At 58.4% G+C, this 13729-nt stretch carries 12 protein-coding genes; 10 read left to right on the top strand and 2 right to left on the bottom strand.

Annotated elements, in window-relative coordinates; all coding sequences use genetic code 11:
• The first annotated feature begins 1 nt into the window (after window position 1).
• From K3181_RS01090 to K3181_RS01055, 8 genes are all read left to right on the top strand, one after another.
• A complete protein-coding gene (locus tag K3181_RS01090) occupies window positions 2-2221 on the top strand; it encodes a GumC family protein (RefSeq protein WP_221600005.1) in 2220 nt (739 codons plus the stop codon).
• Window positions 2222-2295: 74 nt separating this feature from the next.
• On the top strand, window positions 2296-3435 hold the full coding sequence (locus K3181_RS01085) for a hypothetical protein (protein ID WP_221600003.1): 1140 nt from the start codon (window positions 2296-2298) through the stop codon (window positions 3433-3435).
• Window positions 3432-3986, top strand: coding sequence for a dTDP-4-dehydrorhamnose 3,5-epimerase (gene rfbC / locus K3181_RS01080; protein ID WP_221600001.1), 555 nt, complete (start codon window positions 3432-3434; stop codon window positions 3984-3986). The genes K3181_RS01085 and rfbC overlap by 4 nt, the downstream gene beginning before the upstream one ends.
• A gap of 9 nt (window positions 3987-3995) precedes the next feature.
• Window positions 3996-5039, top strand: coding sequence for a dTDP-glucose 4,6-dehydratase (gene rfbB / locus K3181_RS01075; protein WP_221599999.1), 1044 nt, complete (start codon window positions 3996-3998; stop codon window positions 5037-5039).
• Window positions 5036-5881, top strand: coding sequence for a dTDP-4-dehydrorhamnose reductase (gene rfbD, locus K3181_RS01070; protein WP_221599997.1), 846 nt, complete (start codon window positions 5036-5038; stop codon window positions 5879-5881). The genes rfbB and rfbD overlap by 4 nt, the downstream gene beginning before the upstream one ends.
• On the top strand, window positions 5878-6750 hold the full coding sequence (gene rfbA, locus K3181_RS01065; protein WP_221602780.1) for a glucose-1-phosphate thymidylyltransferase RfbA: 873 nt from the start codon (window positions 5878-5880) through the stop codon (window positions 6748-6750). The genes rfbD and rfbA overlap by 4 nt, the downstream gene beginning before the upstream one ends.
• Before the next feature lie 11 nt (window positions 6751-6761).
• Window positions 6762-7985: a glycosyltransferase family 4 protein gene (locus tag K3181_RS01060; RefSeq protein WP_221599995.1), complete on the top strand. Its 1224-nt coding sequence runs from the start codon at window positions 6762-6764 to the stop codon at window positions 7983-7985.
• Window positions 7970-8887 (top strand): NAD-dependent epimerase/dehydratase family protein, encoded by a 918-nt coding sequence (locus tag K3181_RS01055; protein ID WP_221599993.1) that lies wholly within the window; start codon window positions 7970-7972, stop codon window positions 8885-8887. Before K3181_RS01060 ends, K3181_RS01055 begins: the two co-directional genes overlap by 16 nt.
• On the opposite strand, the gene K3181_RS01050 is transcribed toward K3181_RS01055, so the two are convergent.
• The gene (locus tag K3181_RS01050) at window positions 8864-10219 is read right to left on the bottom strand and encodes a lipopolysaccharide biosynthesis protein (protein ID WP_221599991.1); all 1356 of its coding nucleotides are present in this window, start codon (window positions 10217-10219) and stop codon (window positions 8864-8866) included. The genes K3181_RS01055 and K3181_RS01050 overlap by 24 nt on opposite strands.
• The gene (locus K3181_RS01045) at window positions 10216-11220 is read right to left on the bottom strand and encodes a sulfotransferase family protein (protein WP_221599989.1); all 1005 of its coding nucleotides are present in this window, start codon (window positions 11218-11220) and stop codon (window positions 10216-10218) included. Before K3181_RS01045 ends, K3181_RS01050 begins: the two co-directional genes overlap by 4 nt.
• Window positions 11221-11446: 226 nt before the next feature.
• On the opposite strand from K3181_RS01045, the gene K3181_RS01040 reads away from it, so the two are divergent.
• Window positions 11447-12190 carry a hypothetical protein gene (locus tag K3181_RS01040; protein ID WP_221599988.1) on the top strand — a complete coding sequence of 248 codons (744 nt, stop codon included), beginning with the start codon at window positions 11447-11449 and terminating at the stop codon, window positions 12188-12190.
• A 185-nt stretch (window positions 12191-12375) separates the two neighbouring features.
• Window positions 12376-13728: an O-antigen ligase family protein gene (locus K3181_RS01035; RefSeq protein WP_221599985.1), complete on the top strand. Its 1353-nt coding sequence runs from the start codon at window positions 12376-12378 to the stop codon at window positions 13726-13728.
• The last annotated feature ends 1 nt before the right edge of the window (window position 13729 follow it).

Genomic DNA, 13729 nt, shown 5'->3' with positions numbered 1-13729 from the left:
GATGGTTTCTGACAGCATTGGGGCAAGTGCTCCGGTGACGCCCCGCTCTGGACAGCCATTTGAGACTGAGGAGGGCCCGGCTCAAAGCGAAGCGCTGTTCGACCTGGATCTGCGCTCAATCTACATTGCCATACAGCGCAACAAATGGCCAATCGTGGGCATCGTCACCGCCGCGTTGGTCTTAGGCTTTGTAGTGACGTTGCTGACGGTGCCGAAGTATGTCGCGACGTCGCGCGTTCTGATCGAACAGGAAGTGGAGCAGATCCTTGAAGACAAAGGTCCAGCAAGGATCGCCCCTCTCGATGCTCAGCTTTTTCTGTCAACCCAAGTCGACGTACTAAAGTCGCAATCGCTTGCACAGCGCGTGGTCGAAAGCGAAGGCTTGGCGGACGACGCGGCGTTCTACGATTCGCTAGGTGTGAAGATGGCTGACGAGGGTGACCTCACGTCAGCCACGAATTATCCAGGAGATCTAGCCGCGTTTAGGCGCGATCTCGCCGTCGAGCTTCTCACTAAGAACTTGACGGTCAACCTGCCGCTAAACTCGCGGTTGGTTTCGATTATGTTCACAAGTGCAAGTCCGGACATGTCGGCCCGAATAGCAAACTCCGTTGCGACGAATTACATCGAAAGTAATTTGGCGCGCAAGTTCGACAGCTCCGCCTACGCGAGAGAGTTTTTGTCGCAACAGTTGGCCGATGCTCGCAAGAAGCTTGAGCAGAGTGAGCGGGACCTGAACCAGTATTCGCGAGAGGCTGGCTTGATCCGCGTTGGCGGGCAGGGCCAAAATGCGGACAAGGAAACGACTCTCTCAGTCACCAACGAATCCCTCGTTCAGATTAATTCCGCGGCAGCAACCGCGACGTCGCAGAGGGTCGCGGCGCAAGACCGTTGGGAGAATCTGCGCAACCAGCCAATTCTGAGCATTCCGGAAGTTCTCAACAATCCGGCTGTCCAGTCGCTCATTACACAACGATCCACAATCCAATCTGATTTGGCCGAGGAGAGTGTGAAGCACCTCGATGATCACCCGAACGTTCAGGCTCTAGAGTCGCAATTGGCGCGGATCGATTCCCAGATCGACTCCCTTGGCAATTCGATCAAGCGCTCTGCACGCCTCGAATACGAAGCGGCCAAGGATCGCGAAGATTCGTTGCAGAGCCGGGTGTCTGGCCTGCGCTCGGAGGCACTGGACGAACAAGATCGCGGCGTGCAGTATAACGTGCTGCGGCGCGAAGCAGAGACGGCCCGCGCGCTCTACGAAGCGCTATTGACGCGCTATAACGAGCTTAGCGCGACTGCCGGTGCTGCATCGAATAATGTTTCACTGGTCGATGTCGCCGAGCGTCCGAATGAGCCGGATTCGCCCAATCCGGTGCTCAACATGATGTTGGCCTTCTTAGCCGGCATCGCAGCCGCGGCTGCTTTCGTTTTCCTGCGCGAGCAGTTCGATGATGTGATGCGCAGCCCAGAAGATGTCGAGCGCAAGCTCGGCGTACCGATGCTGGCTCTCATTCCCAAGGTCGAAGACGAGGTGCTCACCGAAGATCTGGCTGACCCGAAGAGCCCGATCAGTGAAGCGTACCTATCCTTGCTGACCAACCTTCGTTATAGCTCTGGGGATGGCCTGCCAAAGACGATGACTGTGGTCTCGGCGACGGCCAGCGAAGGCAAAACGACTACGGCGCACACGCTGGCGAAGGAAATTGCCAGCCAGAATCGCCGCACGTTGCTGATTGATGCCGACTTGCGACGCCCGACCTTGCATCGTCGACTCGCGAATGCTGATCAACTCGGCTTCACGTCGTTGCTGGCTGGAGAAAAGAACCTGCTCGATGTGATCGTGCCGGGGCCAGTTGCAAACTTATACTATATGACCGCTTTGCCAATCCCTCCGTCGCCGTCGAGTTTGCTTGCTACGGCTGACCTAGAGGGGATCATCGCAGAACTGAGCAAGGATTACGATCATATCATCTTCGACTCCCCGCCCGTTCTTGGACTTTCGGACGCGCTCACCATTGCAGTTCACGTCGATCGTTTGCTTTTCGTAGTCGATGCTTCGGCCGGTAAGCGCGGATCGGTGAAGACATCCATGCGACGCTTGCAGATGGTCGGTGCGCCGATCGCCGGTGTAGTACTGACCAAATTCGATGCCTCGAAAATCAGTGGAGCGTACTCGTATTACGGTTACGATTATTACGCCTACGGGGAAGAGCATTGAAGTGGCCGGCATTACAGAATTCTGACGCTCTAAGGCTTCTGATATTTCTATTGCTGGCGTGCTGCCTTGCAATCTTGCAGATTGACAAGGCTGCGGAAAGAAATGGTGCCATCGCAAATCTCGTTCCGGCAGGCTTGGGGGGATTTGCGGATGCGAAACTAACAGCCAATCAGCTAGAGATCAACTCGGCGGAGGCCGGAAGGCGTTTGGTCGCCTTGTTGCGTAATCGTCCGATCGAGGCGTCTCATCTCAGCATGTTCGCGATTTGGGCCGCTGAGAGGGACGATCCGCGAGCCGCACTGGCCCTCGCATCTGCCGCTAAACGCGGTTGGCGCGATCGCTATGTGCAGTTGACTGTGCTGGCGAGCGCAATGGATCAGGGGAGGATCGATGTGGCGACCGCACGCCTTGATGCCCTCGCGCGCCTTAAGGTGGATCAAGAAGCCATTGACCTCGCGATCTCAAGTCTGATTAGAAGCAAGAAGGGACGCAAGTCGTTCGCCGTCCGTATGCAAGAAAGCGAGTATCTGCGTACCCGGTTCACCTCTTATGTCAGCCGAACAAGGCCTGTAGGGTCCGAGATCGTCGAGACCCTCGCTTTGGCCGCAAAGCTCGATCCAGAAATGGATTGCGAACTCCACGGCACCGTCGCAACCGCCGCCCTCAAAAGCGGCCGGCCGCAATACCTCCCACAGGTCTGGCCTGCACGGTGCGCCAGCAAGATACCTCAAGGTTTAGCTTTTGATGCGACATTCAAAAACACCAAAGGCCTTTGGCCATTTTCCTGGCAGGCGATCCGCCAAGCGGGCACTACGATTACAACTGGTGTGGAGGATGGGACTGTAACTTTGTCCAACCGCGATCCTCTGCGACGGCCCTTTGCAAGACGCTTTGATGCTGCTGAACCAGGGCGTTACATCTTGCGTATTTCGGATAAGAAAGTCCCCGCGAGCGCCTCGGGGTTCCGCAAGGCGACTGTGGTAATCGACGTCCACTGCATTTCTCCTAGGGAGGACGGCGGTCCAAGAATTGAGCACTTCGAGGGCGAAGGGGACTTCTTGCTCAACGTTCCGCCTGCCTGCCCGGTGCAGGCGATGGTCGCCTCGGTGACGCGCGGGAAGGTGGAGAACGTCAGGATTGAGCTTGTCCCTAAAGGACACGCAATGATGGCCCCCCTTGTTTCGGGCTATGAGGATCGCACGGTGGCGAAATGATGATCGAGATTACGCCCATACCTGATCTGCTGGTTATCACGTCCCAGCGATTCATCGATGAACGCGGCTTCTTCAGCGAGAGCTGGAACCGGCGAAAGCTCGCCGAGGCAGGCCTCGATTTGCCCGAATTCGTGCAAGACAACCACTCGTTGTCCCACAGTGAAGGGACTGTCCGTGGTCTCCACTACCAGGCGCCCCCGCACGCACAGGGAAAGCTTGTGCGATGCGGACGCGGACGCATATTCGATGTCGCCGTCGACATTCGCAACGGATCTCCGACCTATGGCCAATGGCACGCCGAAGAGCTGAGCTTCGCAAATGGCCGACAGCTCTGGATTCCTGCAGGCTTCCTGCACGGCTTCATGACCTTGGAGCCTGACAGCGAGATCATCTACAAGTGCACCGACTATTATTCGCCGGAATGCGATGGCGCTGTCCATTGGGATTCTGCGGGGATCGGCTGGCCGCTTGATACCACCACACCTGCGATTTCCGAAAAAGACCGCAACGCTGTCGCATTTTCCGACTTTGCGAGCCCATTCGAATACTAAGGCTGACCCATGAAAATCCTCGTCACCGGCGGTGCCGGCTTTATCGGTTCCGCAGTCGTCCGACTTGCCGCGAGCAGGGGGCACGAGATCGTCAATTGCGACGCGCTGACCTATGCGGCCTGTCTCGACAATGTGGCTGAGGTGTCCGGCAGCGAGTCCTACGCCTTCGAGCATGTCGATATCCGCGACCGCGCGGCGCTCGACCCGGTTTTCGAACGCCACAAGCCCGATGCAGTCATGCATCTCGCAGCAGAAAGCCATGTCGACCGTTCGATCGATGGTCCCTCGGACTTCATCGAAACCAACATCACCGGCACGTTCAACATGCTGGAAGCGGCGAGATCGTACTGGACCAAGGCGGGCAAGCCCGAAACCTTCCGTTTTCACCACATCTCGACCGACGAGGTCTACGGATCGCTGGGCGCCGAGGGCATGTTCACCGAGGAAACGCCATATGATCCCCGTTCGCCCTATTCGGCGAGCAAGGCCGCGTCCGATCATTTGGTGAACGCCTGGCACGAGACCTTCGGCCTGCCCGTCGTGCTGACCAATTGCTCGAACAATTACGGACCGTTCCACTTCCCGGAAAAGCTCGTGCCGGTGGTCATCCTCAATGCGCTCGCGGGCAAGGATATTCCGATCTACGGCAAGGGCGACAACATTCGCGACTGGCTCTACGTCGAAGACCACGCCGACGCGCTGCTCTTGGTTCTCGAAAAGGGTAAACTCGGCCATAGCTATAACATCGGAGGCGAGAACGAGCGGACCAACCTCCAGCTGGTGGAGACGCTGCTGGCGATCCTCGATGAGAAGCGTCCCAAAGCCGAAGGTTCGTACAAGGACCAGATCACCTTCGTCGCCGACCGGCCGGGGCACGATCAGCGCTATGCAATCGATCCGACCCGCATTCGCGAAGAGCTGGGTTGGCGCCCTTCGGTTACCGTCGAAGAAGGGCTCGAGAAGACCGTCCAGTGGTATCTCGACAACGAAACCTGGTGGCGTGCGCTGCAAGACCGCAAAGGGGTCGGCGAGAGACTCGGCACCAAGGCATGATCCTCGTATTCGGGCAAACCGGCCAGATCGCGCGCGCGCTTCAGGAACTGGCGCCCGAGGCGCAGTTCTTGGGGCGCGCGGACGCCGACCTGTCCGACCCTGCGGCCTGCGCGAGAGTGATCACGGACCATCGCCCCAAGGTGGTGATCAATGCTGCCGCCTACACCGCCGTCGATCGCGCGGAGGAGGAGATCGAGCTCGCCACAATCATCAACGGGGAGGCTCCGGGAGCGATGGCCGAGGCATGCGCTCGCCTGTCGATCCCGCTGGTGCATATCTCGACCGACTACGTCTTCGATGGCACGGGCGATGATCGGCGCAAGCCGTCCGATCCGGTGGCTCCCGTCAACAGCTACGGCCGGACGAAGGAACTCGGTGAGCGAAGGATTCGCGAGGCGGGGGCCATCCATGCCATCCTGAGGACCAGCTGGGTCTTCTCACCCCATGGTTCCAATTTCGTCCGAACGATGGTGCGCCTGGGCGGGGAGCGCGAAGAGTTGCGCGTGGTCGCGGACCAGGTCGGCGGCCCGACCCCGGCGAAGGCCATCGCAGAGGCCTGCCTCGCCATGGCTGGAAAGCTGGCGGACAATCGCGATTGCAGCGGAACCTATCATTTCGCCGGCGAGCCCGACGTGAGCTGGGCCGATTTCGCGCGAGAGATCTTCAGGCTTTCCAACATGGACGTGCGTGTGCACGATGTCGCGACAGACGAATTCCCCACACCTGCAACGCGGCCCGCAAACAGCCGCCTCGATTGCTCGGACACTGCCGCCCTTGGGATCGCACGGCCTGATTGGCGTATATCGCTGAAAGAAACACTCGATTTGATGGAGAAATCATGACTCAGCGCAAGGGTATCATCCTCGCCGGTGGCTCGGGCACCCGGCTCTACCCGATTACGATGGCTATCTCGAAACAGCTCGTCCCTGTTTACGACAAGCCGATGATTTTCTATCCGCTGAGCGTGCTGATGCTCTCGGGCATTCGCGAAGTGTTGATTATCACCACGCCGCATGATTCCGAACAGTTCAAGCGCCTGCTCGGTGACGGGTCGCAGTGGGGGATCACAATCGAATACGCCGCCCAGCCAAATCCTGGCGGCCTGGCGCAGGCCTTCACCATCGGCGCCGACTTCGTTGGCGACAACCCCTCCTGCCTGATCTTGGGCGACAACATCTATTACGGCCATGGGCTCGTCGACCTCTTGAAGTCGGCCGATGCACGCGAGGATGGAGCGACCGTCTTCGCCTATCAGGTTCACGATCCGGAACGTTACGGAGTGGTCGAGTTTGACGGTGAGATGCGCGCGCTTTCGATCGAGGAGAAGCCGGCCAAGCCCAAGTCCAATTATGCGGTCACGGGACTGTATTTCTATGATCGGCAGGTCGTCGATTTTGCTGCCAACCTCCAGCCATCGGCGCGTGGCGAACTCGAAATCACCGACCTCAATCGCATTTATCTCGAGCGCGGCGAACTCAACGTCGAACTGATGGGCCGTGGCTTTGCTTGGCTCGATACGGGAACGCCCGACAGCCTGATGGAAGCCTCGGAATTCATCGGTACTCTCGAGCGCCGGCAGGGCCTGAAGGTCGCCAGTCCGGAAGAGATCGCCTTCGAGATGAGGTTCATCGACGCCGATGGCCTCGCCAAGGTCACCGAAACTTACGGCAAGAGCGATTACGGGCAGTATCTGCGCCGCCTGATTGCGTGAGGAAGTAACCCGTGCGGATCGCGCTTGCCCATAAGTTTTACCGCCTGACCGGTGGTGCGGAAGTCTTCTACCGCGAGACCGAACGTGTACTGCGCGCGAATGGGCACGAGACGCTGATGATCGCGACTGGCGAGGATGCTGACAGGGGCGGGGCGGACAATCTCCTGCTCTTGGACGCTCCCGCATACGATACGGGCGGGGCGCTCTCAAAGGTACGCGCGCTTCCCTCGGCAATCTGGGACGGGAGAAAGAAGAGTGCGGTGAAGAAGGCGTTGAAGGACTTCGACGCGGATCTGCTGCACGTCTTCGCGATCAACGTGCACCTGTCGCCCTCGATCGTGTTCGCGGCGAAGGAACTCGGCATTCCGGTCGTCGGGACCTTCAATGATTACAAGCACATCTGCCCGAACTACAAACTCTTCCACCACGGGCGCATCTGTTACGACTGCAAGGGCTACAATTTCGCGGCGGCGATCCGCAACCGCTGCTGCAAGGATAACCGCGTACTTTCGGTGGCGAGTGCGCTGGAAGCCTATCTCCATCGCAAGCTGGACGTCTATGGCCAGTTCGATCACTTTACGTTTTCGAGCGATTTCCTTGCGGAGATGACGGGCGAATTCTGGGAAGATCGCTCCTTCAGTTGGTCCAAACTGCTCAATCCCTTCGACTCCCGCAGTTTCGAGGCGGGCGAGACCTACGAGCCCTTTGGGCTTTATTTCGGCCGCCTGATCGATGAGAAGGGCGTCGATCGGCTGGTGGAAGCGGCACGTCTGGTCCCCGATTTCCGGATCAAGATCGTCGGCGATGGCCCCGACATGGACCGGCTCAAGGCGATTGCCAGCGCCGGTCACGGCAACATCGAGTTTCTCGGGCCGATGTGGTCGCCCGAGCTAGACAGCATTCTGAGCAAGGCGCGCTTTGTGGTCGTTCCGTCGATCTGGCACGAGAACTTCCCATACGTGATCAACCAGAGCTTTGCGCTCGGTCGACCGGTCATCGGTGCTGATCGCGGGGGGATTACCGAACTCGTCTCGCATGGCAAAAGAGGCCTGATTTTTGATCCCGATCAGCCCGAGGCCATCGCGGCATGTATCCGCGAGTTGGCCGTGGATGAAGACAAGGCTCGGCAGATGGGGCGCCGTGCAAAGGCGTATTCGGATGACTTGTTCAACGACGAAAATTTTTACACTGATTTACGGCGAGCGTACGAGGCGGCGGGATGCGACTTCTCATAATCGGTGGGACCGGCTTTATCGGGCGACATTTCGTTCGCGCCGCAAGGGCTCGCGGCTATGAGGTTGGCATTGCTTCGCGAAGTGCAAGACCGGATGATGACAACTTGGGGACGTGCGATTGGGTCGAAGGGGGCATCGAGACGCTCTGTGAGGTTCCCAGGATACTGGCCGAATACGATTGGGTCTGCCATCTCGCATCGACCGTCGTTCCGGCGAGCTCGAATGCCGACCCGGAGCGCGATGTTCGCGAGAATCTGGCACTTTTCGTGCGTTTTCTCGAGGCCATGCGCGGGCAGGGCGCGGATCGGCTCCTGTATCTCTCCACCGGCGGTGCGTTATACGGCCCGCCGGACTATTCGCCGATCAACGAGGATCACCCAAAACGACCCGTCAGTTCGTATGGCATCGTCAAGGTTGCGGCGGAAATGTACCTGCGCATGTATCGCGAAGCCTACGGACTGCAGCCGGCGATCGTGCGGCCGTCGAATCCCTATGGACCGGGTCAGACATCGATTGGCCAGCTGGGTGCGGTCAACACCTTCCTCAGTCTTGCGCGCGATGGACGAGAAGCGACGATCTACGGAGACGGGAGCATCGTTCGTGATTTTGTTCATGTTGACGATCTTTGCGCAATGCTTCTTGCGATCGTCGGACGGCGCGCCAGTGGAACCTACAACTGCGGGAGCGGTTCGGGGACCTCTTTGAACGATCTGATTGCGGTGGTCGAGGAGATAACGGGCAAGCCGCTGGCGCGGCGGCACATGCCCGCGCGCTCGGTCGACCCGGCGTCGGTGGTGCTCGATATCACGCGCGCGCGCAAGGATCTTGGATGGGCGCCGGAAATTGCCCTGCGTGACGGTGTTCGCCAGTGCTGGGGATCAATTTCCGCGCGGGAAGGCTAGCGAAAACACGCTGGTGTCGATGGCCGTCCTGCCGCGCGCGGCGATGGTCCGCCCCCAATTGGCGCTGATAATTGACAAGGCTACGCCGACGGCAACTCCCTCAAGGCCGAAAAAATACCCGCCAGCGGTCGCTATCGAGAGGCCGACCACGGAAGCGCCGATCAGGATCGTGGTGCTCCACCATTCGTTGCCGCTCAACTCGAGCAGCAAGCCTGCGGGCCCTGAGGCGGATGCGATCGTCTGCCCGACCGCGAGAATCACCAAAGCATCTCGCCCTGTGCGGAAGCCCGGCCCCAACAGGTCGAGGAGGTCGCCTCCAAACAGCACGAAACCGAGCGACATTGCGAGACTGCTAACGAAGCTGAGCAGGGCCGCAACCCCGACCACGCGCCTGAGCCTTTCCGTCTGACCTGCGTGAAAGTCGTCGGCGATCTGCGGCGAGACCACGACATTGAGGCTCTGTTCGACGAAGCTCGCCAACGCGGCCGATCGCGATGCGGCGAAGTAGAAGCCGGCCTGGACCGGGTTGAACAGGACGGTGACGATCAGCACATCGATACTGCGACTGGCTACGGTAGCGATCGACGACAGCCAGATGGGCAGCGCCGTCCTGCGCCACTGCGGGATGTCGAATTCGGGGGCCGATTCCTGCATCACTTCGGGCGGCATACGGTGAGCTACGGCGCGTGCCTGCCACAGGATGAGCAGAGCCAGCACAGCCACGGCGACACCCAGCAACACCGTTATGGGGTGAGGCGTGCGCGCCAGCGCAGGGACGAAGGCCAGGGCTGCGCCGATAACGATCAACGCGCCCCGCCACAGCACGTCGCGCGGGCCCAGCGCGGCAAAGATGGCGCCGAACGACCGCCCGATCCCGGCGTGCAAGTCGGTGAGCGCGAACAGGGGCACGAGGAGGAACGCGAAGACGATGGCCAGAGGTGGCACCTCGACCGCGTTCCCAAGAAACGGGCTGGCGATAATCCCTAGCGCCGCCACAACGAGCGAAACGGTGAGGACCGCCCGCTGACCGAAGAGGCGCAGGCCTGCCATCTTCTTCCAGGCATTGCCGGCCTTGTAGGTGCCGAGATACCGAATCGCGGTAGTCATCGATCCCAACGCTGTCGCCATGCCCAGGAATGTCGCCAGCGACAGCGCAAAGGAAAAGTAGCCATACTGCTCTTCACCGAACCAGCGGGCGAGCAGCACGACCCCTGCATAGCTCAGCGCTGCCCAGGCGAAACGCAGGACCAGCGCGAAAACCGCCGGACCCGCAAGCCGGGCAGGCAGTATCGCTGCGAGCCGAGCCCGCAGACCAGAGCCTGCGACGCTCACGACCTGACGGGTCTCGCGGATACCCTGTCGATCGACGACTCATAGCTCATGGCCTCGAGCGTCGCGGCGAAGATCGGAACGAGGAACTCGTCCAAGAGCAGGGTCTTGGGCTTGACCCGGGACAGGATCGAGCGTGCGTAGTCGCGCATCGTGGGGTCGTCGTCCATGTCGCAGTGCCGCAGCATCGCGGCAATTTCCGCATCTGAATCGGAGCACAGGTCTTCGTAGCCGAGCATGTGCACATGCTCCGGGAAGTCGCGGGCCGCCGCTCGCGCCTCGCGCATCGACACGATCCATTCGACAGCGGCTCGGTCCAGATGGTTGTTAGTCGCGGCGAGACGCTCGCTATGCGGTGCGAGGTCGGCGTGTTCGGGTACGATGTCGCGCACCAGGCACTGCCATTTACGATCGTTGAGGCCCCACCAGTCGTGGCGATCCTCACCCACGGTCTCGCTCTTGCGCTGCGACCAGAATTCGACCGACGCCACGGTGTCGACACCGTCGCGCACGATCGCGACGAAGCGCGCCTTCGGGAACAATTGAGTCACATAGGGGATGCGAAATACGAGTTCGGGATATTTGTCGACCACGCGACTGCGCCCGGTCATCCGCGAGACCCAGCGGTAGACCTTGCCGATCTTGCGCTGCTGTGCGGGCGTGGCCTCGCTCGCATCGATCCTCACGCGACCGGCGTGGGCACCATAGCTGCCGATGATGTCCTCTGCGCCATGGGCGTGGTGCCACAAGGCCTTCGGCTCGTTCAGGAAGACGGCGTCTTTGTGAACGGAGAACAGCTTGCCGAGCACCGTCGTTCCGCTGCGCCCGGTGCCGATTATGAAGACAGGGTTCTCCAGCTTGCCAAGCGGCAGGCGGTTGGCGAGTTTGTAATTGGCGAACACAAGCGGATTGATCCACTGACCCTTGGTCGTCAGCGGTCGCCCTTCGAACAACAGGTAGGGCACGATCCGCGACCACGCGGTCGACGGTCTCGCATCAATCATTTCTCGGTCAAGTTGGGCGATCATGTGTGTCTTGAGCTTTTTCGGTTTCTTGGGCAGAGCGCAGCAGGCATGGACGTCAATGACAATTCACATCGCAGATTGCGGCTAACTGTTTCCAGGGCATGCGGCAATCGCGTTTTTGCATCGCACAGATGTCTTCAGTGGATGGCATGAATGGCGTCAGCTGATTCATTTCAACCAAGGTTCAGCTGACGAATGTCAATCAATGGGTATGGCAACAAAATACGCTCTTTCTCTGATCTTCCTGTCGCTCGCGAGCGCGGCGTATCCGGCCGCCCCAGCGAATGTTTGCCAAGCGCTAGACGACATGCGGCTGCCCTCAGAGGCAATCCCATCTGACGGTAACGACGGGCAGTACAAGATTGAATGGATGTTCAAGGGTAGAGTAGGACTAGGGAACACCCCGGGGCGGTTCCGGTCCATCCTACCATGGTCGGTCGCGATGGAATTGCCGCAGAATCGCCTGGATCAAGCCCGAATTGATATTCGCAGTATTCGGCTCTCCGTTCGGTCTCGTCGGACGGGAAACTGGGATGAGGTGTCCTATGACGGCAAGATCGCCGGTGGACTTTTCTCGAAGGAAGTGGGTAAGAATCTTCGCGAGGCCGATCTCGATGTTCGCCAGAATACGCGATATTTTAGCATATCCGCAGATCGCAATCACGTGATGCATTTCTGGCCAAAGGGTGCTCGTTTGACCATCGAACCAGACGATGTTGACGGGATAGTTGTATCATTCGAGGCCCGAATGAATCCCGCCGACTATCGGGCCGGTGCACGCTTCGTTATGAACGCTGCCGCCGATTATTGGTCCGATAATTCGGCTCGTTGGGACAACTATCGGACGAATGGCGACGCCGGGATCGGTCGCCTGAAGTTGCTGATGCCCTACTGGCGCAGCTACAATATGACGACTGTCGATTCAGCCACGTTCGACAGTTGCGTTTGACGTGGGAGTTCGCCAAGAGGAGGCACCTTCTCTGGAGAGGCAGCCTGCCTTGTATTCACTGATGCTGCCTGCAAAGACCGAGGTCCGCCAAAGCAAGTCAGCATTGCGGTGGGGTAGGTCAATTCGGTTCGGCACCACAAACGTAGTCGCACTGCTCTACCTGGCAAATATTTGAAGCGCGGACATTGTATCAAGTTGCATCATTTAACGAGCTGGCTCCGACACCTCGCCTTGCGCGATCGGGCCCCGACGCGGCGACGCGTTTCGCATCGGCGCTCATCGTCCTATTCTTCCTTGTTGATACTGCAAGCTATATGCTTTCGGGTGCCGAACCATTTGGCGGATACTTGGATGAAAGTCTGGTGGCTTCGCTGCTTGTGGTTGGCTTGGTGCGGCTCGGCGTATCCGGACGCACCCCGCGATCTGCCGGGTCGATCGTATTGGTGGTGGCTTCGGTAGCGCTAGTTGGCGTTCTATCGCAGATATTCAATCCCTTGGTTCCTCGTCGATATCTAAATGAACTATTTTTTCGCTCCGCAATAGTTGATCTAAAGCCATTTGTTTTGGTGATTTCTTTATTATTAATAACGCAATCGAGAAAGGAGAATTTTCTCTTTGCCGTTCGCGTTATATGCTATATTGGAATTGTGCTGGCGCTGACAAATTTTGCTGCAATTTTAGTGCAGCTCGTTCTCGGCCATGATTTCAGGGGGAATCCTCTTGAGAAACGCGTCGGCATCGGGATTGCTCTGGGTTTTTACGACCACAAGTTCAAGACTGCTTTCGTTGCCCTTTTTGGTTTTATTTCATATCTAGTTTTGAATAATAGAATAAGGGCGAGCGGGGTCGGTTTGTTCTTTATCTTTTCGTTGAGTCTTCTGATGACATTGTCTGTCAAGGAAATTGCGGCAGGCTTTGTGGCGATTTTGATGCGGTCGGGGTTTGTTAGCGCGAACTTGAGGGCAATGCCCCTACGATTTGCTACGGCAACCATAGCTATTCTGGCTATCATCACGGATAACCCACTTTCGAACGCGGTGTGGGATAGGATCGATACGTTCGGCGATTTCGATAGATTGAGAACTGTGAGAGTAGCTCTTTATAAATATGCGCCTGATATAGCCCTTAATTACTTCCCTTTTGGATCCGGATGGGGAACCTGGGGTTCGTCCGCTTCACGAGACGTCTATTATAGCCCTCTATATTTTAAATATGGAATTAACTCTATTCATGGGGGCAGTATTCGTGATGGTAGCTTCTTGGTGGACACATTCTGGCCGAAGATTCTTGCCGAGCAAGGCGTTGTCGGATTTCTTATCTACGCCTCGGTCTTCGCGATTTCCGTCTTCGTCGCCATCCGCTGGAAGGATGACGGCCTGCCAGACCCAGTGAGGAGTTTCGCGATTTGCGTGTTGCCGGCGTTGGTTGTGGTTTCCTTTGCCACCCCGGTGTTCAACTACAGCTATGGCGCAATTTTATCGTCAATCGCGATGGTCATTCTCTTGAGTCGACGCCAGAAATCCCGGGCTAAAGGGTAAG

The organism is Qipengyuania mesophila, assembly GCF_019711655.1.
GTDB classification, from domain to species: Bacteria; Pseudomonadota; Alphaproteobacteria; order Sphingomonadales; family Sphingomonadaceae; genus Qipengyuania; species Qipengyuania mesophila.
Note: the sequence above shows the minus strand (reverse complement) of the source record. Positions and strands in the feature narration are given on the sequence as shown.